The sequence below is a fragment of the Burkholderia sp. APQ4-4ca genome, from assembly GCF_057837105.1.
Genome location: NZ_JBYQCG010000231.1, coordinates 39,445 through 65,304, shown reverse-complemented (window position 1 = coordinate 65,304; position 25,860 = coordinate 39,445). Strand labels below are relative to the sequence as shown.

Annotated in this window: 23 protein-coding genes; 13 read left to right on the top strand and 10 right to left on the bottom strand. The window is 68.4% G+C overall.

Annotation, left to right across the window (positions count from 1 at the left end):
• Window positions 1-2: 2 nt before the first annotated feature.
• Together AC3IFE_RS27635 and purT are read right to left on the bottom strand one after the other, a co-directional pair.
• Window positions 3-188 carry a DUF6726 family protein gene (locus AC3IFE_RS27635; RefSeq protein ID WP_089468073.1) on the bottom strand — a complete coding sequence of 62 codons (186 nt, stop codon included), beginning with the start codon at window positions 186-188 and terminating at the stop codon, window positions 3-5.
• Between the two features lie 18 nt (window positions 189-206).
• On the bottom strand, window positions 207-1,421 hold the full coding sequence (gene purT / locus AC3IFE_RS27630; RefSeq protein WP_489193257.1) for a formate-dependent phosphoribosylglycinamide formyltransferase: 1,215 nt from the start codon (window positions 1,419-1,421) through the stop codon (window positions 207-209).
• A 216-nt stretch (window positions 1,422-1,637) separates the two neighbouring features.
• Between purT and AC3IFE_RS27625 the strand changes: the two genes are divergently transcribed.
• Both AC3IFE_RS27625 and AC3IFE_RS27620 read left to right on the top strand, forming a co-directional pair.
• Window positions 1,638-2,183, top strand: coding sequence for an META domain-containing protein (locus AC3IFE_RS27625; RefSeq protein ID WP_089468075.1), 546 nt, complete (start codon window positions 1,638-1,640; stop codon window positions 2,181-2,183).
• 177 nt (window positions 2,184-2,360) lie between these two features.
• Window positions 2,361-6,923, top strand: coding sequence for a DNA translocase FtsK (locus AC3IFE_RS27620; protein ID WP_489193254.1), 4,563 nt, complete (start codon window positions 2,361-2,363; stop codon window positions 6,921-6,923).
• A 121-nt stretch (window positions 6,924-7,044) separates the two neighbouring features.
• On the opposite strand, the gene AC3IFE_RS27615 is transcribed toward AC3IFE_RS27620, so the two are convergent.
• Window positions 7,045-8,292, bottom strand: a complete 1,248-nt coding sequence (locus tag AC3IFE_RS27615; RefSeq protein WP_301739724.1) for a lactonase family protein — start codon at window positions 8,290-8,292, stop codon at window positions 7,045-7,047.
• A 167-nt stretch (window positions 8,293-8,459) separates the two neighbouring features.
• On the opposite strand from AC3IFE_RS27615, the gene AC3IFE_RS27610 reads away from it, so the two are divergent.
• Window positions 8,460-10,289: a glycoside hydrolase family 15 protein gene (locus AC3IFE_RS27610; protein WP_489193252.1), complete on the top strand. Its 1,830-nt coding sequence runs from the start codon at window positions 8,460-8,462 to the stop codon at window positions 10,287-10,289.
• A 211-nt stretch (window positions 10,290-10,500) separates the two neighbouring features.
• Window positions 10,501-11,991 (top strand): polyhydroxyalkanoate depolymerase, encoded by a 1,491-nt coding sequence (locus AC3IFE_RS27605; protein ID WP_089468079.1) that lies wholly within the window; start codon window positions 10,501-10,503, stop codon window positions 11,989-11,991.
• A 110-nt stretch (window positions 11,992-12,101) separates the two neighbouring features.
• Here the strand turns inward: AC3IFE_RS27605 and AC3IFE_RS27600 are convergent, their stop codons facing one another.
• Window positions 12,102-12,734, bottom strand: coding sequence for a TetR/AcrR family transcriptional regulator (locus AC3IFE_RS27600; protein WP_006478198.1), 633 nt, complete (start codon window positions 12,732-12,734; stop codon window positions 12,102-12,104).
• Between the two features lie 263 nt (window positions 12,735-12,997).
• Between AC3IFE_RS27600 and rsxB the strand changes: the two genes are divergently transcribed.
• Complete coding sequence (rsxB, locus tag AC3IFE_RS27595) at window positions 12,998-13,915, top strand: electron transport complex subunit RsxB (protein WP_089468081.1); 918 nt, start codon at window positions 12,998-13,000, stop codon at window positions 13,913-13,915.
• Window positions 13,912-14,556: an endonuclease III gene (nth, locus tag AC3IFE_RS27590; RefSeq protein ID WP_089468082.1), complete on the top strand. Its 645-nt coding sequence runs from the start codon at window positions 13,912-13,914 to the stop codon at window positions 14,554-14,556. Before rsxB ends, nth begins: the two co-directional genes overlap by 4 nt.
• 103 nt (window positions 14,557-14,659) lie before the next feature.
• Here nth and AC3IFE_RS27585 read toward each other — a convergent pair whose 3' ends face one another.
• Entirely contained in the window at window positions 14,660-15,589 is a 930-nt protein-coding gene (locus AC3IFE_RS27585) for a DMT family transporter (protein WP_089468083.1), read from the bottom strand.
• Window positions 15,590-15,806: 217 nt separating this feature from the next.
• On the opposite strand from AC3IFE_RS27585, the gene AC3IFE_RS27580 reads away from it, so the two are divergent.
• Window positions 15,807-16,274 carry a DUF1841 family protein gene (locus AC3IFE_RS27580; protein WP_371090871.1) on the top strand — a complete coding sequence of 156 codons (468 nt, stop codon included), beginning with the start codon at window positions 15,807-15,809 and terminating at the stop codon, window positions 16,272-16,274.
• A gap of 108 nt (window positions 16,275-16,382) precedes the next feature.
• Here the strand turns inward: AC3IFE_RS27580 and AC3IFE_RS27575 are convergent, their stop codons facing one another.
• Together AC3IFE_RS27575 and AC3IFE_RS27570 are read right to left on the bottom strand one after the other, a co-directional pair.
• Window positions 16,383-16,742 (bottom strand): c-type cytochrome, encoded by a 360-nt coding sequence (locus AC3IFE_RS27575; protein ID WP_089468084.1) that lies wholly within the window; start codon window positions 16,740-16,742, stop codon window positions 16,383-16,385.
• 40 nt (window positions 16,743-16,782) lie between these two features.
• Window positions 16,783-17,142 (bottom strand): c-type cytochrome, encoded by a 360-nt coding sequence (locus tag AC3IFE_RS27570; RefSeq protein WP_043189035.1) that lies wholly within the window; start codon window positions 17,140-17,142, stop codon window positions 16,783-16,785.
• A 266-nt stretch (window positions 17,143-17,408) separates the two neighbouring features.
• On the opposite strand from AC3IFE_RS27570, the gene AC3IFE_RS27565 reads away from it, so the two are divergent.
• The 5 genes from AC3IFE_RS27565 (at window position 17,409) to AC3IFE_RS27545 (ending at window position 22,534) form a co-directional block, all read left to right on the top strand.
• Window positions 17,409-18,251 carry an AAA family ATPase gene (locus tag AC3IFE_RS27565; protein WP_489193248.1) on the top strand — a complete coding sequence of 281 codons (843 nt, stop codon included), beginning with the start codon at window positions 17,409-17,411 and terminating at the stop codon, window positions 18,249-18,251.
• 21 nt (window positions 18,252-18,272) lie between these two features.
• Window positions 18,273-19,448: a vWA domain-containing protein gene (locus tag AC3IFE_RS27560; protein ID WP_034208037.1), complete on the top strand. Its 1,176-nt coding sequence runs from the start codon at window positions 18,273-18,275 to the stop codon at window positions 19,446-19,448.
• 55 nt (window positions 19,449-19,503) lie between these two features.
• Complete coding sequence (locus tag AC3IFE_RS27555; RefSeq protein WP_489193245.1) at window positions 19,504-20,715, top strand: benzoate/H(+) symporter BenE family transporter; 1,212 nt, start codon at window positions 19,504-19,506, stop codon at window positions 20,713-20,715.
• A gap of 168 nt (window positions 20,716-20,883) precedes the next feature.
• Entirely contained in the window at window positions 20,884-21,837 is a 954-nt protein-coding gene (gene tal / locus AC3IFE_RS27550) for a transaldolase (RefSeq protein WP_175789460.1), read from the top strand.
• A gap of 241 nt (window positions 21,838-22,078) precedes the next feature.
• Window positions 22,079-22,534 carry a VOC family protein gene (locus AC3IFE_RS27545; RefSeq protein WP_489193243.1) on the top strand — a complete coding sequence of 152 codons (456 nt, stop codon included), beginning with the start codon at window positions 22,079-22,081 and terminating at the stop codon, window positions 22,532-22,534.
• A gap of 63 nt (window positions 22,535-22,597) precedes the next feature.
• On the opposite strand, the gene mctP is transcribed toward AC3IFE_RS27545, so the two are convergent.
• The 3 genes from mctP to AC3IFE_RS27530 form a co-directional block, all read right to left on the bottom strand.
• Window positions 22,598-24,148: a monocarboxylate uptake permease MctP gene (gene mctP / locus AC3IFE_RS27540; protein WP_089468087.1), complete on the bottom strand. Its 1,551-nt coding sequence runs from the start codon at window positions 24,146-24,148 to the stop codon at window positions 22,598-22,600.
• Window positions 24,145-24,387: a DUF3311 domain-containing protein gene (locus AC3IFE_RS27535; RefSeq protein ID WP_089468088.1), complete on the bottom strand. Its 243-nt coding sequence runs from the start codon at window positions 24,385-24,387 to the stop codon at window positions 24,145-24,147. The genes mctP and AC3IFE_RS27535 overlap by 4 nt, the downstream gene beginning before the upstream one ends.
• A 198-nt stretch (window positions 24,388-24,585) precedes the next feature.
• Entirely contained in the window at window positions 24,586-25,503 is a 918-nt protein-coding gene (locus tag AC3IFE_RS27530; RefSeq protein ID WP_489193240.1) for a class I SAM-dependent methyltransferase, read from the bottom strand.
• Between the two features lie 145 nt (window positions 25,504-25,648).
• Here AC3IFE_RS27530 and AC3IFE_RS27525 point away from each other — a divergent pair, with 145 nt between their 5' ends.
• Complete coding sequence (locus AC3IFE_RS27525) at window positions 25,649-25,804, top strand: YlcI/YnfO family protein (RefSeq protein WP_489193297.1); 156 nt, start codon at window positions 25,649-25,651, stop codon at window positions 25,802-25,804.
• Window positions 25,805-25,860 lie beyond the last annotated feature (56 nt).

Below are 25,860 nucleotides of genomic sequence, written 5' to 3'. Positions count from 1 at the left end.
AATCAGGGGTCGATCACGTCCGCGCACGCATCGGTCGGCGCCGCGGCGACATGGCCGACGAGCGGCACGATCTTGAGCCCGGCCGACGCCACCCGGCACGGCGCGGCCGCGAGGCCGCAGCCCGCGAGACTCGCGACGAGCGCCAGCACGGCGCCCAGCTTTCCGATACGCGACCACCTCGACGCCATCGTCGTCTCCTCGTTCCGTCAGCGCGCCGACACGGGCCGCACAGCCGCGGCCGCGCGCTTCGCGCGTTCGCGCGCTTCGTCGACGGTTGCGCCGGTCGCCAGCGCGACGCCCATGCGCCGCTTCGCAAAACTTTCCGGCTTGCCGAACAGGCGCAGGTCCGCGCCCGGCACCGCGAGCGCGTCGCGTACGCCTTCGAACGCGATCCCGCGCTCGTCGAGCCCGCCGTAGATCACCGCCGACGCAGCCGGCGTGCCGAGCGCCGGATCGACCGGCAACCCGAGAATCGCCCGCGCATGCAGCTCGAATTCCGACTGGCGCTGCGACGCGAGCGTGACGAGGCCCGTATCGTGGGGCCGCGGGCTCACCTCGGAGAACCACACGTCGTCGCCGCGCACGAACAGCTCGACGCCGAACAACCCGCGCCCGCCGAGCGCCTCGGTCACCTTGTGCGCGATTTCGCGCGATTTCTCGAGCGCCGCCGCGCTCATCGGCTGCGGCTGCCATGATTCGACGTAGTCGCCCGCCACTTGCACGTGGCCGACCGGCTCGCAGAAATAGGTGCGCGTGTCGAGCGTCGCCGGGTCGATCGCGCGCACGGTCAGCTGCGTGATCTCGTAGTCGAAATCGACGAAGCCCTCGACGATCACGCGGCCGTGGTTCACGCGCCCGCCCGCCATCGCGTAGTCCCACGCGGCTTTCACGTCGGCGTCGGTCTTCACGACCGACTGCCCCTTGCCCGACGACGACATCACGGGCTTCACGACGCACGGCATGCCGATCTTCGCGACGGCCGCGCGGAAAGCGTCGAACGAATCGGCGAACGCGTACGGGGAAGTCGGCAGGCCGAGTTCCTCGGCTGCGAGCCGGCGGATCCCTTCGCGATTCATCGTGAGCTGCGTCGCGCGCGCGGTCGGGATCACCTCGGCGAAGCCGGCCGCCTCGATCGCCGCGAGCGCGTCGGTGGCGATCGCCTCGATCTCGGGAACGATCAGGTGCGGGCGCTCGGCCTCGACGACGGCTCGCAGCGCGGCCGAATCGGTCATGTCGATCACGTGCGCGCGATGCGCGACCTGATGGCCCGGCGCATCCGGATAGCGATCGACCGCGATGACTTCGACGCCGAGACGCTGCAACGCGATGATGACTTCCTTGCCGAGCTCGCCCGCGCCGAGCAGCATGACGCGCGTGGCCGAGGGTGAAAGCGGCGTACCGAGCCGCTGACCGATCTGCATGTGATTTCCCGCTGGTTCTGTTGGAGGACGAAAACGGCTTCGATGTTAACACGGGCATCGGAGCCGGTTTGGGCGGTTTGGCCGCAACCGCGCGTGATCGCGCGAGGCCCGTGGGCGGCCCGCGAACGTTTTCGCGCGCGAAGTGTCGGCTCGCCTGTCGCGGGGCGGGTGCGTTACTCTTACGCCTTGATCAGAATCCGAAGAGGAACGAGGCTCATGTCCCACCTGTCCGCCGCCGCACGCGCACGCACCGGCCTGCTTCGCCCGTTGCGCGCGCCGCTCTGCGCGTTGACGCTTGCCACGCTTCTCGCCGCCTGCGCGATGCCCACCCATCCCGATTCCGCCGCCCCCGCACCCGACCCGTACAACCCGGCCGCCGTCCAGCTGCTCGACGACACGAGCTGGGAACTCACCAGTTGGGTGAACGCCGACGGCACGCAACGCGCGATCCCGCACGGCGACAACGGCGAGCCGATCAAGCTCGCGCTGTCGACCGACTCGGGCATCCGGCGCGCGAGCGGGTTCTCGGGCTGCAACCGCTACATGGGCACCTACGCGATCAAGAACGGCCTGCTGAGCTTCGGCCCGCTCGCCGGCACGCGGATGGCCTGCCCGAACACGCTCGGCGGCCAGCTCGAAGCCGCGTACCTCGACGCGCTCGCCCACATCGAGAAGACCGGCGTGCAGATGCGCGCGCCCCAGCAATTGCAGATCGTGACCCAGGCCGGCGCAACGCTGACGTTCACGCACCGGAGCCCCTGATGCACGGCGCGCGCGAAGGCCGACCGACCGCCTTCGCGTGGCGCGCCACGCGCATGTGCCGTCCACGTGCGTCGTGCGGCGTGAATCGGAATCACGCCGCGTTAGAGTCTTGTTCGCCGGCCGGTTAAACTCGGCGGGTCGCGCCCCGCGCGCCCCTCCCCACTCCTGTTTCAAAGCATGCACACGGTTGTCTTCGGCTGGTTCGGCATCTCCGCCGTCTGGTTCCTCCTTCTCTTCTGGCGTCTCGTGCAGGCGATGCTGCCCGGCGGCGGCGGGCTTGCCGGCCGCGGCTCGATCCGCCTGTGGCTCGGCTTCGTCGCGGTATTCGTCGCCAGTTGCACGCTGACGAGCCCGCTGTCGGGCCCCGACACGAACGCGCTCGGCCATGCGTTCTCGGCCGGCTTCGCCCACGTGCTCGGCCCGATCGGCACGCCGGTCGCGATGGTCGTGCTGTTCTTCGCCGGCTTGCCCTGGCTGTCCGGCATCGGCTGGCGGCAGTTCGCCGCGTGGGTCGACACGTCGTTCGGCGTCAAGCTGTCGCGCGACGGCGGCGACGACGACGCGCGCGGAATCGCCGACCTGCCGCGCAGCGCGCTGCATCGCGACGACGACGTCGTACAGCCGACCACCGCACACACCGTCAATTCGATGGCGCCACGCCAGAATGGCCGGTATTCGCGTCCGACCGTGTGGAAACCCGATCCGCAGGCGCGACCGAAGCCGCGCGGCAAGACACCGCCGCGCCCGCTTGCGGAACCCGTCGCGCCGTCGGGCTGGCTGAAGCCGGCCACGCCGCAGCGCACGCCGGCGGCGCCCGCGCCGATGCCGGCCAGCGCGATGCCGCCGCCGACCACCGGCAGCACCGCCAGCCTCGCGCGCGCCGCGGCGAACGCGCAAATGCCGCGCCCCGCGCCGGCTCCGCTTCCGGCCGGATTCGAACCCGTCCGGCCGCGTCCGACCGTCGCGCGGCCGGCCACCGCCGCGCTGACGCAGACGCCGCCGCGCGCCACGGTCACGCCACGACCGGCTGCCACGCAGCCGCAGCGTCCGCCGGTGCGCCCGGTCGCGGGCACGACGGCAGCCGGCCTGTCGCCGGACGCGGCACGACGCCGCCCGGCGCCGCCCGCGCCGGCCCGCGCGCCGCTCTATGCGTGGAACGAGAAGCCGGCCGCGCCGATTACGCCCGCGCCGAGCGTTCACGACACGCTGCGCTCGATCGAGGCCAGCACCGCGCAATGGGCAACGCTGGGCGGCGCGCAGTCGGGCGATGCAACGCAAACGGCGACCGCAGCCGCTGCCGTGGCCGGTGGCGTAGCCGCGGCAGCAGGCGGCGTCGCCGCGCCGGCATCGGCGGCCGCGTCGAATACGTTCGCCTCCGTAGCGCAGGGCGTCGCGACCCGGGACGCCAATGTTTCGGCCGAACCCGCTGCCGCGCCCGCGTACGACGACGACGACGACGACGACGCACCGATCGTGCTCGACGCCTTCATGCCGGCGGCATCCGGCATCGCGCAGGCTCCGGTCGGCGATGGGCTCACTCCTGCCTTCGATAACGCCGAACCGCACGCACGGTCGAATGCCGGCATCGACGAGGCCGCGGTCTCGCATCGTGCCGACGACGAGATCCCTCCGGTCGACGAAGCGCCGGCCGCGCCGGCATTCGGACGCGCCGCCGCACCGTCGAGCGACGCAGCCATCGATCTCGCGCCTTGGGAAGACGTTGTCAGCCCGCCGGTTTCTGTGCTCGACGTGTCGACCCAAAACCCGCTCGCCGAGTCGCTGGCGCACACCGCGGGATCGGAATCCGCTCATTCGGCGTTCGCGCCGGCACGCGATGCAGTCGTTCGCGACGTCGGCACCAGCAAGCCGACCGGGTCCGTCGATATCGACGACAAGGAAGACGCGCACCCGGCGCCTGCAATGGATCGCGCTGCACCGGCTTATTTGCGTCAAGGGGTTGCCGATGCACACGCCGACGTGAAACCGGCCGACAGCATCGCTCCGTTCGCGGCCCTTCCCTCTTCGTCGATGGCGGGAACGTCGGCGCGCGCGCTTTCGGAGACCACGTCGATTGCGGCAACGTCCGCACCGGCCGGGTCGCGGATCGCACCGAACGCTGCGCAGCCGGTCGACGCGGAACCCGCCGCACCGCTGCCGGCCGTCGCTCAACGCGCGACGCCCGCTACATACTGGACGCCGCCGACGATGCAGCCGGCCGCGACACCGACGACCGTCGCCGCGGAATTGCCGAAATCGCCGACGGTTCAGCCGTTTGCCGCGGCATCGACGGCTTCGGTCGTCGCTACATCGTCGCAAGTCGGCACGGCGCCTGATTCGACCGCCTCCGCATCGAGCATCGCGCCCGTCGCCGCCGTTTCGCCGGTCGGCGTAACCGGCACCGCGTCCGCTTCGCTGTCGCAACCGGCCGCATCGGCGCCGCCCGTTACTTCGGCCGCATCAGCACCGCCTGCCGGTGTCGCGGGCATGACTTACGGCTCGCCTCCCCTCGCTTCGACGTCCGCATCGACCGATGCGCGCGCCGGGATGCAGTCGACGACCGGCACGCCGGGCTCGACGTTCGGTTCGACCGCACAAGCGCCCGCAACACCGGCGCCGGCCACCGCGACACTCGCGACTTTCACGTCCGCGCCCATCGCTGCACCGTCTTCCGCGCTGGCATCGACGTTGTCCACCGACACGGCAACCACGTCGATCGGCCCGACGACCTTCGCGACATCAAGCTCATCGGGCGCAGTCGCTCCGCAGCCGGCAATCGGCCTGCCCGTGTCGCCCGCCGCGTCGGCCACGGCGTCACCGTCCTCCGGTACGATCGCGCCGCCGACTACAACCGCCGCGACTCCGGCTTACCCGAGCGCAGCCGCGCCTGCCGCTGCGGCCGGATCGCCGACGGCCCTCGGTGCGGCCGCTGCGACGCAGGCTCCGTCGATCGCGGCCGTCCCTGCCGCAGTCGCAACCCAAACGTTCACGACACCGTCCGCGCCTGCCGCCTCGTCGGCAAGCTGGCCCATGTCGCATGACGTGACCACAACGCCGACCGCTGCACCGCCCACAGCAACCGTTCCCGGCGCGGCGCTCCCGGCCACGCCGGCAACCGTCATTTCCGCGCCGCCGCCCGTCGCGATCCCGCCGATCGGCGCACCGGCCACCGACGCGATCGAGCCGCCCGAACCGGCCCCGGCCGCGCCCCCCGCCCCTCAGCCGCGCCCGAACGCGTTCGAATTCCACGCACCGGCGTCGTTCAACGTCGAACTGCCGACGCTCGACCTGCTCGAGCCCGCGTCCGACGACGTCGAAACGATCACCGAGGAGCACCTCGCGCAAACCGCGCAGGTGATCGAACAGCGGCTGCAGGAATTCAAGGTGCCGGTGACGGTGGTCGGCGCGTCGGCCGGCCCCGTGATCACGCGCTTCGAGATCGAACCGGCGCTCGGCGTGCGCGGCAGCCAGATCGTCGGGCTGATGAAGGACCTGTCGCGCGGCCTCGGCCTCACGTCGATCCGCGTCGTCGAGACGATCCCCGGCAAGACCTGCATGGGCCTCGAACTGCCGAACGCGAAGCGCCAGATGATCCGCCTGTCGGAGATCCTCGAATCGCGCCAGTACCAGCATTCGCCGTCGCAACTGACGATCGCGATGGGCAAGGACATCACCGGCCACCCGGTCGTCACCGATCTCGCGAAGGCGCCGCACATGCTCGTGGCCGGCACGACGGGCTCGGGCAAGTCGGTGGCGATCAACGCGATGATCCTGTCGCTGCTGTACAAGGCGACGCCGGAAGACGTCCGGCTCATCATGATCGACCCGAAGATGCTCGAGCTGTCGGTCTACGAAGGCATCCCGCACCTGCTCGCGCCGGTCGTCACCGACATGAAGCTCGCGGCGAACGCGCTGAACTGGTGCGTCGGCGAAATGGAGAAGCGCTACCGGCTGATGTCGGCCGTCGGCGTGCGCAACCTCGCGGGCTTCAACCAGAAGATCCGCGACGCGCAAGCGAAGGAAAAGAAGATCGGCAACCCGTTCTCGCTGACGCCCGAGGATCCGGAGCCGCTGTCGACGCTGCCGCTGATCGTCGTCGTGATCGACGAGCTGGCCGACCTGATGATGGTCGCCGGCAAGAAGATCGAGGAGCTGATCGCCCGCCTCGCGCAAAAGGCGCGCGCGGCCGGCATCCACCTGATCCTCGCGACGCAGCGGCCGTCCGTCGACGTGATCACGGGCCTCATCAAGGCGAACATCCCGACGCGCGTCGCGTTCCAGGTGTCGTCGAAGATCGACTCGCGCACGATCCTCGACCAGATGGGCGCCGAGTCGCTGCTCGGGATGGGCGACATGCTGTTCCTGCCGCCGGGCACCGGTTATCCGCAGCGCGTGCACGGCGCGTTCGTCGCCGACGAGGAAGTGCACCGGATCGTCGAATATCTGAAGCAGTTCGGCGAACCGCAGTACGAGGAAGGGATTCTCGACGGCCCGGCCGCCGACGGCGCGACGCAGGACCTGTTCGGCGATGCGCCGGATGCGGAAGCCGATCCGCTGTACGACGAAGCCGTCGCGTTCGTCGTGCGCACGCGGCGCGCGTCGATCTCGTCGGTGCAGCGGCAGTTGCGCATCGGCTACAACCGCGCGGCGCGGCTCGTCGAGCAGATGGAAGCCGCGGGCCTCGTGTCGGCGATGGGCATCAACGGCAGCCGCGAGGTGCTCGTGCCGGCCGCGGCCGACTGAGGCCGGCGGCCCGCCGGCCGCGACTCGTCGATACGGGCGCGCCGCGCAAGCGGCTGCCCCCAATACGAAGGGCGCTGCCTCGGCAGCGCCCTTCCTGCATCGACCGGGAATCGGCCGCGATTTACTGCGCGACCGGCACCAGCTTGAAATCCACCGGCTTGCCGACCGCGACCTTCTGCGGATTCGCGCCGAGCTGTCCCGTTTCGACGTCGCGACTGAACACGTAGAACGTGTCGCTATCCTGGTTGCCGACGATCAGCCACTTGCCGGTCGGATCGATCAGGAATTCGCGCGGCGTCTTGCCGAGGCTCGACTGGCGGCCGACACGCTTGAGCCGGCCGTCGGCCTGGTTCACCGCGTAGATCACCAGGTCGTTCGCGTCGCCGCGGTTGCTCGCATACAGGAAGCGGCCGTCCGGCGACAGGTGGATCGCGCCGCCGCCGACCTTGCCCTTGAAGCCCGGCGCCGTCATCGGCACCGTCTGGACCGGCGTCAGCTTGCCGTCGTGATAGCCGAACACCTCGACCGACGCGTTGAGCTCGCTCGTCACGTACGCGAAGCGGCCGTCGGCGCCGAACACCATGTGACGCGGGCCGGAGCCGGCCTTCACCGGCGTGTAGCGCGTGTCGGTCGGGCTGATCAGCCCGCGGCTGCCGTCCACCGTGTAGCGATAGCCGTAGATCTTGTCCGTACCGAGATCCTGCACGAACAGGTAGCGGCCGTCCGGCGAAAACACCGTCGAATGCACGTGCGCGCCGTCCTGGCGGCCCTTCACGGGGCCGGTGCCTTCGTGATGAACGGTCAGCACGGCCTGGCCGACCGCGCCGTCGTCGCGCAGCGGGAACACCGCGAAGCTGCCGCCCGGATCGGCCGCGACCGAGTAATTGGCGGTCACGAGATACTTGCCGTCCGGCGACAGCGCGAGATAGCAGGGGTCGTTCCCTTCCGACGATACGCGATCGATGAAGCTCAACGCGCCCGTCTTCGCGTCGAAGCGGAACGCGCTGACGCCGCCGCGCTGCGTCGCGGGACCGTCGTCGCCGGGCAGCTCGTTGACCGCGTAGACGGTGCGACCGTCGCGGCTAGGCAACAGATACGACGGATTCACGGTCTTCGCCGACGATACCGGCGCGACGCTGCCGGTCTTGGTATCGAAGCGGTACACGTAGATCCCGTCGCTGCCGCCGCCCGTATAGGTGCCGACGAGCAGGTTGTAGACGCCGTCGGCCGGGGCGGACGATTGCTGCGCGAATGCGTGGGTCGCGGACAGGGACAGCACGATCGCGAAACCTTTCATCCAGTGAGCGAACCTAAGCGGGAACCCTCGTGTCGAAGCGCGTGCGTCACGCTCCCGTAAACGGTTGGGCATTGAATCCTCCTTGCATCGAGTCGCTTCAAGTGTTGAGATAGGACGAAACGCCGGCCGTTCATGCGCTCCGCCGCCCGGCCGAGTATACGGGGCGCGGCGCCCGGGCGTGAAGTCCGGGCCGCCGACGTCCGCATTGTGAAACTCGAATACCCAAGGATCGCCTGCCCATGCCCGCCCTGATCGAAGACTACGCCCTCGTCGGCGACGGCCATACGGCCGCGCTGATCGCAAAAGACGGCTCCGTCGACTGGCTGTGCTGGCCCCGCTTCGATTCGGGCGCCTGCTTCGCGGCGCTGCTCGGCACCCCCGAGCACGGCCGCTGGCTGCTTGCTCCGGCCGCCGACGCCGCGATCACGCACACGACACGCCGCTATCGCGGCGATACGCTGATTCTCGAAACCGATTACGAAAGCGCCGACGGCGCCGTCACCGTGATCGACTTCATGCCGCCCGGCAACGGCTGGTCCGAACTGGTGCGCATCGTCGTCGGCCGCCACGGCACGATGAAGATGCGCATGGAGCTCGTGTTGCGCTTCGACTACGGCTTCTCGATTCCGTGGGTCACGCAACTGACCCGCGAGGACGGCATGAAGGCCATCGCCGGCCCCGATACCGTCGTGCTGCGCACGCCGGTGCCGCTCACCGGCAAGAACCTCCACACGCTCGCGGAATTCACGGTGAGCGCCGACGAGCGCGTGCCGTTCTCGCTCGGCTACGCGGCGTCGCACATGCGGCTGCCGCCGGCGCGCGATCCGCTGTCGATGCTCGCGCGCACCGAGAACTACTGGCTCGAATGGTCGGGCCGCTGCCAGGTGCAGGGCCGCTACGCGGCCGCCGTGCGCCGCTCGCTGATCACGCTGAAGGCGCTCGCGTACGAGCCCACCGGCGGCATCGTCGCCGCACCGACCACGTCGCTGCCCGAGAAGATCGGCGGCAACCGCAACTGGGACTACCGCTACTGCTGGCTGCGCGACGCGACGATCACGCTGCTCGCGCTGATGCGCGGCGGCTACTACGACGAGGCGCGCGCGTGGCGCACGTGGCTCGGCCGCGTGATGGCCGGCTCGCCCGAGCAGATCCAGATCATGTACGGGATCGCCGGCGAGCGCCGGCTGCCGGAGATGGAACTCGACTGGCTGCCCGGCTACCAGGACTCGCTGCCGGTGCGCGTCGGCAACGGCGCCGCGAACCAGCTCCAGCTCGACGTGTTCGGCGAGGTGATGGCCGCGCTGCACCTCGCGCGCGTGGGCGGCCTGCAGGCCGACGACACGGTCTGGTCCGTGCAGTGCGCGCTGCTCGACCACCTCGAGAAGATCTGGCAGGAACCCGACGAAGGGATCTGGGAAACGCGCGGCGGCCGCCGCCATTTCACGTTCTCGAAGGTGATGGCGTGGGTCGCGTTCGACCGCGCGATCAAGTCGGCGGAAATGTTCCGGCTGCCCGGCTCGCTCGACCGCTGGCGCGCGCTGCGCGAGCGGATCCATGCGGACGTCTGCGCGAACGCGTGGCACGAAGGCAAGCAGGCGTTCGCGCAGAGCTACGGCAGCGACGAGCTCGACGCGAGCGTGCTGCTGCTGCCGCAGCTCGGCTTCCTGCCGCCGGAAGACCCGCGCATCGTCGGCACGGTCGAGGCGATCGAACGGGAATTGCTGCACGACGGGCTCGTGATGCGCTACCGCACGACCGAATACGACGACGGCCTGCCGCCGGGCGAAGGCACGTTTCTCGCGTGCAGCTTCTGGCTGGTCGACAGCTACGCGCTGCTCGGCCGGATCGACGACGCGCATCGGCTGTTCAGCCGCCTGCTCGCGCTGTCGAACGACCTCGGGCTGCTCGCCGAAGAGTACGACCCGGTGGCCGGGCGGCTCGTCGGCAATTTCCCGCAGGCGTTCTCCCACGTGGCGCTCGTGCACACCGCGATGAACCTGATGCACCACGAAGAAGCGATGGCGCGCGCGGCCGGCCAGCCCGCGCCGGCCGTGGCCGCCGGCCGCTGAGCGGCGCAGGCGGCCTTGTTCAGAGATCGTCAAATCGCAACACCATGATGAAAACCCGGGGAAATGTTGCATTGCACCACCGATCGTTGTCCGATATGATCGGCGAGATTGTCCGGCTGCAATGCAACATGGCCGGCCGCTGACCCACACGGCACGCCGCGACGCCACACGCCGCCCTTGCGCGCCGTCCCCCCACGCGGGAGTAGCCTGCATGCTTTACCAACTGCACGAATTCCAGCGGGCGATGCTGAGCCCGCTCACGGCCTGGGCCCAGGCCGCGTCGAAGTCGTTCGCGAATCCTTCCAGCCCGTTCTCGCTGATGCCCGGCGCGCCGCGGATGGCGGCCGCCTATGAACTGATGTATCGGCTCGGCAAGGATTACGAAAAGCCGGAATTCAACATTCATCAGATCGTCAAGGACGGCCACAACATCCCGATCGTCGAGCAGACGATCATCGAGAAGCCGTTCTGCCGGCTGCTGCGCTTCAAGCGCTATTCGGACGATGCCGACGCCGTCACGCAACTGAAGGACGAACCGGTCGTGCTGGTCTGCGCGCCGCTGTCGGGTCACCATTCGACGCTGCTGCGCGACACGGTGCGCACGCTGCTGCAGGATCACAAGGTCTACATCACCGACTGGATCGACGCGCGGATGGTGCCGGTCGAAGTCGGCCCGTTCCACCTGCACGACTACATCGCGTACATCCAGGAGTTCATCCGCCATATCGGCGCGCGCAACCTGCACGTGATCTCGGTATGCCAGCCGACGGTGCCGGTGCTCGCGGCGATTTCGCTGATGGCGAGCCGCGGCGAGGACACGCCGCTCACGATGACGATGATGGGCGGTCCGATCGACGCGCGCCGCAGCCCGACGTCGGTGAACTCGTTGGCCACGCAACACTCGACCGCGTGGTTCGAGAACAACGTGATCCACACGGTGCCCGCGAACTATCCGGGCGAAGGCCGCCAGGTGTATCCGGGCTTCCTTCAGCACACGGGCTTCGTCGCGATGAACCCGGAGCGCCACGCGCAATCGCACTGGGACTTCTACCAGAGCCTGCTGCGCGGCGACGAGGACGACGCCGAAGCGCATCGCCGCTTCTACGACGAATACAACGCGGTGCTCGACATGGCCGCCGAGTATTACCTCGAGACGATCCGCGTCGTGTTCCAGGAATTCCGGCTCGCGGAAGGCACGTGGGACGTCGAGGGCGAGCGCGTGCGGCCGCAGGACATCAAGCACACCGCGCTGATGACGATCGAGGGCGAACTCGACGACATCTCGGGCAGCGGCCAGACGCACGTCGCGCACGAGCTGTGCACGGGCATCCCGCAGGACGATCGCCGCAGCCTGACCGCCGAGAAGTGCGGCCACTACGGGATCTTCTCGGGCCGCCGCTGGCGCACGATCATCTATCCGCAACTGCGCGACTTCATTCGCGAGCATGCGCCGGAACCGAAGCACGGCGCGACGAAGTTGCCCGTCGATGCGCAGGATGCGACCACGATCGGCGTCGTGCCGGCCGCCAAGCCGGAGCCGGAAACGGCGGTGCGCGCCACCGCCGCGAAACGCACGCGCGCGAAGACGCCGGCCGTGACGGTCGCGCCCGCCCGGACGCCCGCCGCGAAGGCCGCGCCCGCCGCGAAACGCGCGGCTGGCAGCCCGCGCGCCAAAACCGTGCGGGCCCGCAAGGCCGCCTGACGCGCCGCGTTCCGACGCAAAAACGCCGCCGTTGCTTCGCGCAACGGCGGCGTTTTTTTATCCGGCCGCGGCCGCGAACGGGCGGCTCATCGGCTCGCCCACTCGTCGCGTCAGCGCCGCAGCAGATACGCGAGCAGCACCTCGGTGTTCATCCGGACCATTTCCGCGCGCTCGTCGGTGTCGGTGAAATCGCGGCCGAGCGTCGCGGCGAGCGTGAAGCGGTTCGACACGATGTAGTAGCCGAGCCCCGACAGCGTCACGTAGAAACGCAGCGGATCGACGTCGCCGCGGAACAGCCCGGCCTTCTGGCCGCGCATCAGCACGTTGCCGAGCTTCGCGACGATCGGCGACATCATCTCGCGGATCCGCGTCGACTTGTGCAGATAGCGCGCCTCGTGCAGGTTCTCGTTGTTGATGAGCCGGAGCAGCTCCGGATGGTCGCGGTAGTAGTCCCACACGAAATGCGCGAGCCGCGTGACGGCTTCGACCGGCGCGACGCCGTCGAGATCCAGCACCCGCTCGGCCTCCGTCAGCGCGGAGAACGCGTGTTCGAGCACCGCCGTGAAGAGCTGCTCCTTGCTGCCGAAGTAGTAATAGAGCATGCGCTCGTTCGTTTCGGCCCGGCGCGCGATCTGATCGACGCGCGCGCCGAACAGCCCTCCATTCGCGAACTCTTCGGCTGCCGCCATCAGAATGCGGCGCCGCGTGCCTTCAGGATCTCTTTTGATTTTTGGCTGATTCATGGTGGCGCTTTGCTATGTGAGCCGCTTGATTCGGACCGGCACCCCCACCGCCTCGGCGCCGGCCGCCCTGGAACGGGCGCGCCGCGGGCGGCCGCCCTCCTGCTGAGCCCCTGCAAAAAAGCGGTTCGATTATGCGCATAGACGGCGTCCGGCGCAATGCGGGAAATCGGCGATAATCGAGCTTTGGCAAACCTTTCCGGCCGAGCCCGACGCGGCCGAGAGCCATTCGGCGCCGCTGCGCCTGTTGTCAGCCTGTTGTCACCGTGACCGATTCCAAAACACTCGCGGATCGCATCGAAGATCTGCTTCCCCAGACGCAATGCACGAAGTGCGGCTATAACGGCTGCCGTCCGTACGCCGAGGCGATCGCCGCCGGCGACGCGAACTACAACCAGTGCCCGCCCGGCGGCGCCGAAGGCATCGCCCGCCTCGCGAGCCTGCTCGGCAAGCCGGTGATTCCGCTGAATCCCGTCAACGGCAGCGAGCATCCGCGCGCGATCGCGTTCATCGACGAAAACCTGTGCATCGGCTGCACGCTGTGCATGCAGGCGTGCCCGGTCGACGCGATCGTCGGCGCGCCGAAGCAGATGCACACGATCGTGGCGTCGCTGTGCACGGGCTGCGACCTGTGCGTGCCGCCGTGCCCGGTCGACTGCATCGCGATGCTGCCGGTGACCGGCGATCGCACCGGCTGGGATGCGTGGTCGCAGGAACAGGCCGACGCCGCGCGCGAACGCCACGACCTGCGGCTCGCGCGCCAGCGCCGCGAACGCGAGGCCGCCGAAGCACGTGCCGCCGCCCGCCGCGCGGCCAGTGCCGTGAAGCCGGCCGCGGAGCCCTCGGCCGCGCAGCCCGGTTCGCAGCCGGGCGCGCCGGCCGCCGCACCGGCCGACGACGCCGAAGCGAAGAAACGCGCGATCATCGCCGCCGCGCTCGAACGCGCGCGCAAGAAAAAGGAAGAACTGTCCGGGCAAGGCGCCGGGCCGAAGAACACGGAAGGCGTGAGCGCGGCCGTCCAGGCACAGATCGACGCGGCCGAGGCACGCCGCAAGCGGCTCGCCGAACAGCAGGCGCGGCGCGACGCCGAAACGGCGGCCGCGAGCGGCAGCGACGAACCGAACGACACAGACAACGACGAACCGGGCGGCCCGCCCGCGCCGCCCGACCAGAACGCTCCATGAACGCCAGCAAACGACGCGCGATCTACGAAACGCTGCAGAGCCTCAATCCGCATCCGACCACCGAGCTCGAATACTCGACGCCGTTCGAGCTGCTGATCGCCGTGATGCTGTCCGCGCAGGCCACCGACGTGTCGGTCAACAAGGCGATGCGGAAAATGTTCCCGGTCGCGAACACCCCGAGACAAATCGTCGCGCTCGGCGAGGAAGGCGTCACCGAGTACATCAAGACGATCGGCCTGTATCGCACCAAGGCGAAGAACGTGGTCGCGACGTGCCGGATCCTGCTCGAGCGCTACGACGGCGAGGTGCCGGCCGATCGCGAAGCGCTCGAAGGCTTGCCGGGCGTCGGCCGCAAGACCGCGAACGTTGTGCTGAACACCGCGTTCGGCCAGCCGACGATCGCGGTCGACACGCATATCTTCCGCGTCGCGAATCGCACCGGCCTCGCGCCGGGCAAGGACGTGCGGGCCGTCGAGGCCGCGCTCGAGAAGTTCACGCCGAAGGAATTCCTGCAGGATGCGCATCACTGGCTGATCCTGCACGGGCGCTACGTATGCAAGGCCCGCCGGCCGGAATGCTGGCACTGCGCGATCGAGCCGCTGTGCGAGTTCCGGCCGAAGACGCCGCCGCCCCAAGAGTGAGCGTCCGCCGCGGCTGACGTATCCACGCACCGCGCCGGCCGCTCGGGCCGCGCGCGACAATCGGCCGGTCCCGCTGCGGCGCCGGCGGCGCGCCCCTTCCCGCCTACGCGTTGGACGTCGCCGTCGCGTCGTCGGCGGCTGCGCCACCCGCGCGCACGAGCGCCAGCACGGCCGCCAGGATCGCGACGCCGCCGGCCCACTGCAGCGGCGACAACGCTTCCCCGAACAGCAGCGCCGCGAGCGCGACCGTCACGACCGGTTCGAGCGTCGACAGCATCGACGTGCGCGCGGCCCCGAGCCGTTCGAGCCCGGAGAAGAACGCGAGCATGGCCGCGACCGTCGACACGAGCGCGATCGCGAGCATCGACGCCCAGCCGCCGGCCGTGGCCGGCCAGCGCGGCGGCGCGCCGAACGCCGCCGTTCGCACGACCGCGATCGCGACGAGCGTCGCGGTGGCCGACAGGCAGATGATCGCGGTGGTCGCGAGCGGATCGACGCCGCGCGTCGCCTTCGTGCCGCCGACGATGTACAGCGAGTAGATCACCGCGGCGGCCAGCGCGAGCGCGATCCCGAGCGGCTCGCCGTGCCCGCCGCCGACCATCAGCGCCGAGCCCGCGACGCACAGCACCAGCGCGACGGCCTTGGCGCGCGTGAGGCGCTCGCCGAGCCACCACGCGGCCAGCAGCGTGACGAACGCCGGATACAGGTACAGCAGGAGCGCGACGAGGCTCGCCTGCGCGTGCTGCAGCGCGCTGAAATAGCAGAACGATTGCCCGACGTAGCCGAGCGCGCCCATCGCCACCAGCGGCGCGAGCGAGCGCCCGCGCGGCCACGCGACGCGGCGGTGCCGCGCGATCGCCGCGAGCACCGCGCCGCCGATCGCGAAGCGCACGATCAGCAGCCCGAGCACGTCGACGCCGGCCGCATACGCATAGCGGCCGAAAATCGCCATCGCGCCGAACGCGGCGGCGGACAACGCGACGTAGAGCGCGCCCTGCAGGGCGGCGGACGATGAGCGGACGGTGGCGGTCATGATGAAAGATGAAAGCGCGCGAGCAAGGCTGCCGTGACGGGAATCGTCGGAGTGTAGCGGCGCGGAGGCGGCGAGCCTAGCCCCCGCTTACCCGTTGCGCGGCGAGCGGCTGCAACGACCGTCGCCGTGCCGCCTGCCCGCCTCCCGCCAGCAACGGCCGGGACCGGGGCCGTCGCCAGCGCCGCCGGCCGCGCCGGCGTACAATGCGCGACGCGGCATGACGCCGCCCGAATCACGACGTTTCCCCACCATGTTCAATCCAAGCCGCGACGACGTGCGTCGCTTTTTCACCGAGACCTGGCGCAAGCAGCGCGCGGGCGAGATCCTGACGCCGCTGGAAGCGATCGCAGCCGACTGGATCGTCGAGCATCCCGAGTACCACGACGAACTGGCCGACGCCGACGGCGCGGCCGCGCGCAACTACACGCCCGAGGAAGGCCGGACCAACCCGTTCCTGCACCTGTCGATGCACCTCGCGATCAGCGAGCAGCTGTCGATCGACCAGCCGCCCGGGATCCGCGCCGCGCACGACAAGCTGGCCGCGAAGCTCGACTCGACCCACGACGCGCAGCACGCGATCATGGAATGCCTCGGCGAGACGATCTGGGAAGCGCAGCGCACGAACACGCCGCCCGATACCGACGCTTACCTGCAGCGCATCCTGCGCCGCGCGTCGCGCGACTGAGCGGCCGGGGCCGGCACATCGACCGGCGCCGGGGCAGTGGAGTGGACAAAAAAATGCCCCGCCGAGGCGGGGCATTCTTGCTGCGCGAGCCCGTGAGGCCCGTCGCGCTTACTTCTTGAACACGAGGTCGGTTTCCTTCAGCGACTCGATGTAGGACGCGATGTCCTTCATGTCGCTGACCGACAGGTTCTGGACCTGCGCCTGCATGATCGCGTTGTTGCGGCCGAGCAGCGGGTTCGTCAGCCCCATCTGGTACTGCCGCATCGCCCACACGAGATAGTCGGCGTGCTGGCCCGCGAGGCGCGGGTACTCCGCGTTGATCGGGTTGTTCAGCTGCGCGCCGTGGCAGGCCGCGCAGTTGTGCGATTCGACCAGTTCCTTGCCCTTCGAGATATCCGCGGCGTGCGCGGTACCGATCGCGAGGCCGGCCGCCAGTGCCGCCGCCGCCGTCTTGAATGCGTTGTTCATGAATGCTCCTGTCCCGCCGGAGAGATCGGCGGCGCGCGCTTTACTTGTAGGGGTTGTCCTTCGAGTCGGCCTTCTGGGCGGCGTAGTACGCCGACAGATCCGCGATGTCCTGGTCGGTCAGCGACCCGGCGATCGCGTTCATCGACGGGAAGTGACGATCCTTCTTGCGGTAGGCCTTCAGCGCGTTCTCGAGGTATTGCTGGTTCTGGCCGCCGAGGACAGGCACCCGGTAGACCTCCGGGTACGCCGCGCGGTAGTCCTGGATGCCGTGGCAACCGATGCACATGGCGGCCTTGCTCGCCCCGTCCTTCGGGTTGCCGACCACACCGGCCGCCTGCGCGCTGCCCGCGAGCGCCACGAGCGCTGCGACAACGACGTGTTTGCCGACGAATTTGTTCATAGCTCTTGTAACCTAGCTTGAGGGGAAACTGGCGCCGAAGCGGCAACGGCCCGCGCCGTTTTGCTTGTCGGTCGCCACGCAGGCCAAAAAAAACGGCCAGATTGTACCGCGTCGGCGGGGAATGCGTCCATACGGCGCCCCGGCAGGCCCCGCCACAGCCCCGCCACAGCCCCGCCACAGCCCCGCAACGATACGCGGGCGCGGCCCGCCCGGACAGCCCTTCTGACTTATACTGGGTTTTTTTCCCGTTGAAGAAGAGCGCCGCCATGCGTTTCGAAGGGTCCTCGCAGTACGTCGCCACCGACGATCTGAAGCTCGCGGTCAATGCCGCGCTGACGCTGCAACGCCCACTGCTGATCAAGGGCGAGCCCGGCACCGGCAAGACCATGCTCGCCGAGGAAGTGGCCGCCGCGCTCGGCATGCCGCTGCTGCAGTGGCACATCAAGTCGACCACCAAGGCGCAGCAGGGCCTGTACGAATACGACGCCGTGTCGCGGCTGCGCGATTCGCAGCTCGGCGACGCGCGCGTGAAGGACATCGCGAACTACATCGTCAAGGGCGTGCTGTGGCAGGCGTTCGACGCCGAGCAACCAAGCGTGCTGCTGATCGACGAGATCGACAAGGCCGACATCGAATTCCCGAACGACCTGCTGCGCGAGCTCGACCGGATGGAGTTCCACGTGTACGAGACGCGCGAGACCATTCGCGCGAAGCACCGTCCGCTCGTCATCATCACGTCGAACAACGAGAAGGAGCTGCCCGACGCGTTCCTGCGCCGCTGCTTCTTCCACTACATCCAGTTTCCCGATCCGTCGACGATGCAGAAGATCGTCGCGGTGCACTTCCCGAACGTCCGCGAGGAACTGCTGCGCGCGGCGCTCGAGAGCTTCTTCGAATTGCGCGGCGTGTCGGGCCTGAAGAAGAAGCCGTCGACGTCCGAGCTGCTCGACTGGCTGAAGCTGCTGCTCGCCGAAAACATCCCGGCCGACGCGCTGCGCGGCGCGGACGCGAAGCAGATCGTGCCGCCGCTCGCCGGCGCGCTGCTGAAGAACGAGCAGGATCTGAGCCTGCTCGAACGGCTCGTCTACATGAACCGGCACAACCGGTAATCCACCCGCGAAGGCCCGGCCATGCTGCTCAATTTCTTCTACGCGCTGCGCGCAGCCAAGCTGCCCGTCTCGGTGAAGGAATACCTGACGCTGCTCGAATCGCTGAAGGCCGGGCTGATCTCGCCGTCGATCGATGCGTTCTACTTCCTCGCGCGGATGACGCTCGTCAAGGACGAGCAGTACTTCGACAAGTTCGACCAGGCATTCGGCGCGTATTTCCACGGCGTGTCCGCGCTGCCGTCCGAGGCGTTCGACATCCCGCTCGACTGGCTCGAGAAGCGCCTCGAGCGCGAGCTGTCGCCCGAGGAGAAGGCGCAGATCGAAGCGATGGGCGGGCTCGACAAGCTGATGGAGCGTTTGAAGGCGCTGCTCGACGAGCAGAAGGAACGCCACGAAGGCGGCAACAAGTGGATCGGCACGGGCGGCACGTCGCCGTTCGGGCACGGCGGCTATAACCCGGAAGGCGTGCGCATCGGCGGCCCGTCGAACGGCAACCGCACCGCGGTGAAGGTGTGGGAAGCGCGTGCGTACCGCGACTACGACGATTCGGTCGAGATCGGCACGCGCAACATCAAGGTCGCGCTGCGGCGGCTGCGCCGCTTCGCGCGCGAAGGCGCGGCCGAGGAGCTCGACCTGCCCGGCACGATCCGCAGCACGGCCGCGAACGCCGGCTGGCTCGACCTGCGGATGGTGCCCGAGCGCCACAACAACGTGAAGGTGCTGATGCTGCTCGACGTCGGCGGCTCGATGGACGACCACATCAAGCGCACCGAAGAGCTGTTCTCGGCCGCGAAGGCCGAATTCAAGCACCTCGAATTCTTCTACTTCCACAACTGCGTGTACGACCACCTGTGGAAGAACAACCGCCGCCGCCACTCGGAGCGCACCGCGACGTGGGACGTGCTGCACAAGTTCACGCCCGACTACAAGCTGATCTTCGTCGGCGACGCGACGATGAGCCCGTACGAAGTGCTGCAGCCCGGCGGCTCGGTCGAATACAACAACCCGGAAGCCGGCGCCGTGTGGCTGCGCCGCCTCGCCGACCAGTTCCCCCACCATGCATGGCTGAATCCCGAGCCCGAGCGGCTATGGGAATACCGGCAATCGATCGCGATCATTCGCGACGTGCTCGGCCAGCGCATGTATCCGCTCACGCTCGCGGGCCTCGAAACCGCGATGCGCGCACTCAGCAAGTAACGACACCCGCCCGCAGATACCCAGGCCGCGTCCGAGCGGCCGCCCCGGAGAGAGCATGAACCCTTCGCCCCCCGCGAGCGCCAGCCGCGCCGGCGGCCGCCGCTTTTTTGCCGATATGTCGGTGTCCACGCTCGTGGCCGGCTTCGTCGCGATGATGACCGGCTACACGAGCTCGCTCGTGCTGATGTTCCAGGCCGGCCGCGCCGCCCACCTCACCGACGCGCAGATCTCGTCGTGGATCTGGGCGCTGTCGATCGGCATGGCGCTGACGACCATCGGCCTGTCGCTGCGCTTTCGCGCGCCGGTGGTCGTCGCATGGTCGACGCCCGGCGCCGCGCTGCTGGTGGCGTCACTGCCCGGCGTGCCCTACCCGGAGGCGATCGGCGCGTTCGTCGTATGCGCGCTACTGCTGACGGCCGTCGGCATGAGCGGGCTGTTCGACACGCTGATGAAGCGCATTCCGACCGGCATCGCGGCCGCGTTGCTCGCGGGCATCCTGTTCGAGATCGGCATCGAGATCTTCCACGCCGCGCAGTTCCAGACCGCGCTCGTGCTCGCGATGTTCTTCACCTACCTGATCGTCAAGCGGCTCGCGCCGCGCTATGCGATTCCGACGACGCTGATCGTCGGCACGGCGGTGGCCGGCAGCCTGGGGCTGCTCGACTTCAGCCGCTTCCACGTCGCGCTCGCGCAACCCGTGTTCACGATGCCCGCGTTCTCGATCGCGTCGATCGTCAGCATCGGCATTCCGCTGTTCGTCGTCGCGATGGCGTCGCAGAACGTGCCGGGCATCGCGGTGCTGCGCGCGGACGGCTATCAGACGCCTTCTTCGCCGCTGATTGCGACGACCGGCCTCGCGTCGCTGCTGCTCGCGCCGTTCGGCTCGCACGGCGTGAACCTCGCGGCGATCACGGCCGCGATCTGCACGGGCCCCGAAGCGCACGAGGATCGCGCGAAGCGTTACACGGCCGCCGTGTGGGGCGGCACGTTCTACCTGATCGCCGGCATCTTCGGCGCGACGATCGCCGCGTTGTTCGCCGCGCTGCCGAAGGCGCTCGTCGTGTCGGTGGCGGCGCTCGCACTGTTCGGCTCGATCATGAGCGGGCTCGCGAACGCGATGCAGGACGTGAAGCAGCGCGAAGCGGCGCTCGTCACGTTCATGGTCACGGCTTCGGGCCTCACGCTGCTGTCGATCGGCCCGGCGTTCTGGGGGCTCGTCGCGGGCGTCGTCACGCAGGTGATCCTGAACGCGCGGCGCCCCGCGTGACGCGGCTCGCCGCCCGCCGCGGCGCGCGCCCGACCCGCCAAAACGTGCTCGACACGAATCGGGCCTAAAATGATGGATCGGAAGCGGCGCCCGGCGCCGCTTCGCTTCGCCGCCGCGTTCGCGCGGCCCGTGAGAACCCGGCGCCCCGCGCTCTTCTTCCGAATCGCCATGACTACCGCACTCGACCAGCTGAAGCAGTACACGACCGTCGTCGCCGACACGGGCGACTTCCAGCAGCTTGCGCAATACAAGCCGCAGGACGCGACCACGAACCCGTCGCTGATCCTGAAGGCCGTCCAGAAGGATGCGTACAAGCCGATCCTCGAGAAAACCGTCCGCGATCATCGCAACGAAAGCACCGATTTCATCATCGACCGCCTGCTGATCGCGTTCGGCACCGAAATTCTGAAACTGATCCCGGGCCGCGTGTCGACGGAGGTCGACGCACGCCTGTCGTTCGACACGCAGCGCTCGATCGACAAGGGCCGCGAGCTCATCAAGCTGTACGAAGCCGCCGGCGTCGGCCGCGAGCGCATCCTGATCAAGCTCGCGTCGACGTGGGAAGGCATCCGCGCGGCCGAAGTGCTGCAGAAGGAAGGGATCAAGTGCAACATGACCCTGCTTTTCTCGCTCGTGCAGGCCGCCGCGTGCGCGGAAGCCGGCGCGCAGCTGATCTCGCCGTTCGTCGGCCGCATCTACGACTGGTACAAGAAGCAGGCCGGCGCGGAATGGAATGAAGCGCGCGACGGCGGCGCGAACGATCCGGGCGTGCAATCGGTGCGCCGCATCTACACGTACTACAAGACCTTCGGCTACAAGACCGAAGTGATGGGCGCGAGCTTCCGCACGACCAGCCAGATCACCGAGCTCGCCGGTTGCGACCTGCTGACGATCAGTCCCGATTTGCTGCAGAAGCTCCAGGAGAGCAACGACACGGTCGCGCGCAAGCTGTCGCCGGAAACGCTGCAGGACAAGCCGGCCGAGCGCGTCGCGATCGACGAGGCGTCGTTCCGCTTCCAGCTGAACGACGAAGCGATGGCGACCGAAAAGCTCGCCGAAGGCATCCGCGTGTTCGCCGCCGACGCGGTGAAGCTCGAGAAGCTGATCGACGCGCTGCGCTGAATCGCGCCGCGCGTCAGCGGCTGTCAGCAAGACTGACAACAGGCGTCAGCATACGCGCCGAAAACGGCTGCGAACTTCGTGTTCGCAGCCGTTTTATTTTTCATTCCATCGTCAAGCGCGCGCACTACAATCCACGTCACGGGTGCGACGGCCGCCTCCCGATGCGCCCTTTCCCCAGTCAATCTTGCACGACGCCACGCCAGCGCCGACGCGCCGGCCCGGCTCATCCCAGGAGACAGCGATGCAAGTTCAACCGTACCTGACGTTCTACGGTCGTGCCGACGAAGCCCTTCAGTTCTACGAAAAGGCACTCGGCGCAAAGACGATGTTCAAGATGCACTTCAAGGATGCCCCGCCGAACCCCGATTACCCGATGTCGCCGGAGATGGCCGACAAGGTGATGCACGCGAGCTTCACGATCGGCGAGTCGATGATCATGTGCTCGGACGGGGACTGCAGCCAGCCGGCCGGCGCCGCGCACGCCGGCTATTCGCTGTCGCTGAATCCGGCGACGATCGACGAAGGCCAGAAGCTGTTCGATGCGCTCGCCGACGGCGGCGAAGTGACGATGCCGTTCGGCAAGACGTTCTGGGCGCTCGGTTTCGGGATGGCGAAGGACCGTTTCGGCGTGCACTGGATGGTCAACGTCGAGGATCTGTCGCAGCGCGAGGATCTCGCGAAACGCGCGCAGGGCTGACGCAAGAACGAACGCCCGCCACCTCACGGTGGCGGGCGTTTTCGTTGCCGCGCCCGGCCCGTATCAGCCCTCGACGACGTCGAGATAATCCTCCGGCCGCGTGCGATCCTCCGCGTGCGTCATGCCCATCGCGCGCACCAGCACGCTCACCACCACCGACACCACCAGGTTCACGACCAGCGACCACACCGCCGCGTAGCCGGGAATCGCGAGGCCGAACAGGTGGATCGTGAAGATCGAACTCGCCAGCTTCAGCGACACAGCCATCCACGTGCCGCAGACGATGCCTGCCGCCCAGCCGGCCAGCAGGCCGCGATGGTCGAGCACGCGCGTGTACAGGCCGAGCACGATCGCCGGCAGCGTCTGGATGATCCAGATCCCGCCGAGCAGTTGCAGCTGGATCGCGTAGGTCAGCGGCAGCCCGAGGATGAACGCCACCGCGCCGACCTTCACGATCAGCGACACGAGCTTCGCAACGTGCGTCTCCTGGTCGTGCGACATGTTGCGGTTCACGAACTCGCGGTGGATGTTGCGCGTGTACAGGTTCGCGGCGGCGATCGACATGATCGCCGCCGGCACCAGCGCGCCGATGCCGATCGCCGCGAACGCGACGCCGACGAACCACGACGGGAAGTACTCGAGGAACAGCGCGGGCACCGCGAAGTTCGGGCCGAACGCCTTGAAGTACGGCGCGTACTGCGGCATGTCCTTCACGCCGGAGGCGAGCGCCATGTAGCCGAGCAGCGCGAGCAGGCCGAGCACGAACGAGTACGCGGGCAGCATCGCCATGTTGCGGCGGATCGAGTTGCCCGACGACGACGACAGGATCGCCGTGACCGAGTGCGGATACAGGAACAGCGCGAGCGCCGAGCCGATCGCGAGCGTCGCGTATGCGCTGTAGCCGTTCAGGCTCGCCGCGTCGGGCGCCTTCAGCAGCAGCTTCGCGGGCGGCACCGCGGAGAAGATGTGCCCGAAGCCGCCGAGCTTCGCGGGGATCACGATGACCGCGGCGGCGATCGTGATGTAGATCAGCACGTCCTTCACGATCGCGATCATCGCGGGCGCACGCAGCCCCGACGTGTACGTGTAGGCGGCGAGGATCGCGAACGCGATGATCAGCGGCAGATCGCCGACGAAGCCGGTCGTGTCGAAGCCGAGCGCGCCGATCACCACCTCGATGCCGACGAGCTGCAGCGCGATGTACGGCATCGTCGCGAGGATGCCCGTCACCGCGATCGCCAGCGCGAGCATCCGGCTGCCGTAGCGCGCGTTGACGAAATCGGCGGCCGTCACGTAGCCGTGCCGCTTCGCGATGCTCCACAGCTTCGGGAACACGACGAACGCGAACGGATAGATCAGGATCGTGTACGGCAACGCGAAGAAGCCCATCGCGCCGGCGCCGAACACGAGCGCGGGCACCGCGACGAACGTATAGGCCGTGTAGAGATCGCCGCCGAGCAGGAACCACGTGACGATCGTGCCGAAGCGGCGGCCGCCGAGGCCCCATTCGTCGAGATGGGCGAGGTCGCCGCGCCGCCAGTTCGCGGCCAGGAAACCGATGATCGTGACGCCGATGAACAGCAGGACGAAGACGAAGGTTGCGCCGAGATTCATCGCGCACCTCCTTGCGTGCCGCCCGCCTTCCACGCGTTCCTGGTCTTGAAATACACGAACGCGGTGATCACCGCGCTGATGAAGACCCACAGCAACTGGTACCAGTAGAAAAACGGAAAACCGAGCCATTGCGGTTCGATCTTGCTGTACGACGGCACCCAGACCATCGCGATCAGCGGCAGCACCAGCAGCCAGAGCCAGCGCTTGGCGGCCCGGTTGGCGTCGGCATCGTGAGCCATGACGTCTCCTCTTCTATCCCGGTTATCGATCTTGTTGAGCGGGTACGGCGCCGGGAGGAGCGGCAAAACGGGTAGGCTGCGGCTCCCCTGGCTTCGCGCCAGTATAGGAGCCGCGAGCACGCGGTCAAGCAGGGGCGAACCCGAGGTGATCCGCCCCTTGTCGCGTGGTGGCGCCGGCATGCGGCCGGCGCAGGCGCGTCAGATTGCGAACGAGGATTCGCGTGCGCCGGTCGTGGCTTTCAAAGCTTTCACCCACTTGCGCGCGGGCAGCTTCAGCGTGTCCTCGATCAGCTTCGCGCGGGCGTCGAGCTGCGCGAACGGCACGTCGAGCGCGGGGCCCGAGAACGCGATCGCGATCCGGTTGCCGTCGTGCACTTCGGGCAGCGCGATCACGCGGTGGTCGAACGCCGCGTTCAGATGCTTCATGTTGCGCACGAAGCTCGGATGATCGCCGAACAGGTTGATCGTCGCGATGCCGGCATCGGCCAGGCAGCCGCGCACCGCGCGGTAGAACGCGACGCTGTCGAGCACGGGGCCCCGCGCGGTCGCGTCGTACAGGTCGATCTGGATCGCGCCGGTCGTGCCGCGGTTGGCCGGGTCGTTGACGAAATCCCATGCGTCGGCTTCGTGCACGACGAGGCGCGCGTCGTCGGGCGGCAGCGCGAACATCGTGCGCGCGGCGACGATCACGGCCGGGTTCAACTCGACGGCCTCGACCTTCGCGTGCGGCAGGAAACGATGCGAGAACTTGGTCAGCGCACCGGTGCCGAGCCCGAGCTGGACGATCCGCCCCGGCGTTTCGAGGAACAGCAGCCATGCCATCATCTGCTGCGCGTATTCGAGCTCGATATGCAGCGGCTTCGAGATCCGCATCGCGCCCTGCACCCATTCGGTGCCGAAGTGCAGGAAGCGCACGCCGCCTTCCTCGGAGAACGTAACGGGCGCGAAGCGCGGCTTGCGCGGCGCCTCGAGCACCGGTACGTCGTCGTGTTCATCGATGTCCGGGCGGCGCTTCACGCGCGGCGGCTGGAGTTTTTCGGAGCCGTTGTAGGCGGACGCCTTGCGTTGCTTGAACGCGCGCGCCTCGGCGGACGCGCGCTTGATCAGTCGGGTCATGATGGTCGAATCTCGCTGGGTGATGCTGGATGACGCTGGATGAGCGGACGAGAGGATAGCATTGGTGGGGGGCCGGGACGCCGGTGGCGAAAGCGCTCGGTCGACTGGCCATTCGGGTGACTGGCAGGCCACATGGGCGCGCGGGATGATGTATCGCAATTGCGATGCAAACGAGGCCACGATGAAAACCGCGACTTTTCCGTCTGTGCGGGTCGAACCGGAATTGCGCGATGCTGCCGGGAATGTCCTTCAGGAACGCGAAACGCTGTCGAGCTTCGTCGAGCAATCGATTCACAACTGAATCGTCTCGAAAAAGGTGGCCTCATCGAAACCCGACGCATCGCCAATCTCAAACAG

What these genes read in the sequence shown, in the direction of transcription:
- AC3IFE_RS27545 (WP_489193243.1), top strand. Translation starts at nt 22,079, where the DNA reads ATGCAAGTTCAACCGTACCTGACGTTCTACGGTCGTGCCGACGAAGCC.
- AC3IFE_RS27585 (WP_089468083.1), bottom strand. Translation starts at nt 15,589, where the DNA reads ATGACCGCCACCGTCCGCTCATCGTCCGCCGCCCTGCAGGGCGCGCTC.
- AC3IFE_RS27600 (WP_006478198.1), bottom strand. Translation starts at nt 12,734, where the DNA reads ATGAATCAGCCAAAAATCAAAAGAGATCCTGAAGGCACGCGGCGCCGC.
- AC3IFE_RS27525 (WP_489193297.1), top strand. Translation starts at nt 25,649, where the DNA reads ATGATGTATCGCAATTGCGATGCAAACGAGGCCACGATGAAAACCGCG.
- AC3IFE_RS27625 (WP_089468075.1), top strand. Translation starts at nt 1,638, where the DNA reads ATGTCCCACCTGTCCGCCGCCGCACGCGCACGCACCGGCCTGCTTCGC.
- AC3IFE_RS27580 (WP_371090871.1), top strand. Translation starts at nt 15,807, where the DNA reads ATGACGCCGCCCGAATCACGACGTTTCCCCACCATGTTCAATCCAAGC.
- AC3IFE_RS27565 (WP_489193248.1), top strand. Translation starts at nt 17,409, where the DNA reads ATGCGTTTCGAAGGGTCCTCGCAGTACGTCGCCACCGACGATCTGAAG.
- AC3IFE_RS27575 (WP_089468084.1), bottom strand. Translation starts at nt 16,742, where the DNA reads ATGAACAACGCATTCAAGACGGCGGCGGCGGCACTGGCGGCCGGCCTC.
- AC3IFE_RS27530 (WP_489193240.1), bottom strand. Translation starts at nt 25,503, where the DNA reads ATGACCCGACTGATCAAGCGCGCGTCCGCCGAGGCGCGCGCGTTCAAG.
- nth (WP_089468082.1), top strand. Translation starts at nt 13,912, where the DNA reads ATGAACGCCAGCAAACGACGCGCGATCTACGAAACGCTGCAGAGCCTC.
- AC3IFE_RS27610 (WP_489193252.1), top strand. Translation starts at nt 8,460, where the DNA reads ATGCCCGCCCTGATCGAAGACTACGCCCTCGTCGGCGACGGCCATACG.
- AC3IFE_RS27555 (WP_489193245.1), top strand. Translation starts at nt 19,504, where the DNA reads ATGAACCCTTCGCCCCCCGCGAGCGCCAGCCGCGCCGGCGGCCGCCGC.
- AC3IFE_RS27635 (WP_089468073.1), bottom strand. Translation starts at nt 188, where the DNA reads ATGGCGTCGAGGTGGTCGCGTATCGGAAAGCTGGGCGCCGTGCTGGCG.
- tal (WP_175789460.1), top strand. Translation starts at nt 20,884, where the DNA reads ATGACTACCGCACTCGACCAGCTGAAGCAGTACACGACCGTCGTCGCC.
- mctP (WP_089468087.1), bottom strand. Translation starts at nt 24,148, where the DNA reads ATGAATCTCGGCGCAACCTTCGTCTTCGTCCTGCTGTTCATCGGCGTC.
- AC3IFE_RS27570 (WP_043189035.1), bottom strand. Translation starts at nt 17,142, where the DNA reads ATGAACAAATTCGTCGGCAAACACGTCGTTGTCGCAGCGCTCGTGGCG.
- AC3IFE_RS27620 (WP_489193254.1), top strand. Translation starts at nt 2,361, where the DNA reads ATGCACACGGTTGTCTTCGGCTGGTTCGGCATCTCCGCCGTCTGGTTC.
- AC3IFE_RS27615 (WP_301739724.1), bottom strand. Translation starts at nt 8,292, where the DNA reads ATGCCCAACCGTTTACGGGAGCGTGACGCACGCGCTTCGACACGAGGG.
- AC3IFE_RS27605 (WP_089468079.1), top strand. Translation starts at nt 10,501, where the DNA reads ATGCTTTACCAACTGCACGAATTCCAGCGGGCGATGCTGAGCCCGCTC.
- AC3IFE_RS27560 (WP_034208037.1), top strand. Translation starts at nt 18,273, where the DNA reads ATGCTGCTCAATTTCTTCTACGCGCTGCGCGCAGCCAAGCTGCCCGTC.
- AC3IFE_RS27535 (WP_089468088.1), bottom strand. Translation starts at nt 24,387, where the DNA reads ATGGCTCACGATGCCGACGCCAACCGGGCCGCCAAGCGCTGGCTCTGG.
- purT (WP_489193257.1), bottom strand. Translation starts at nt 1,421, where the DNA reads ATGCAGATCGGTCAGCGGCTCGGTACGCCGCTTTCACCCTCGGCCACG.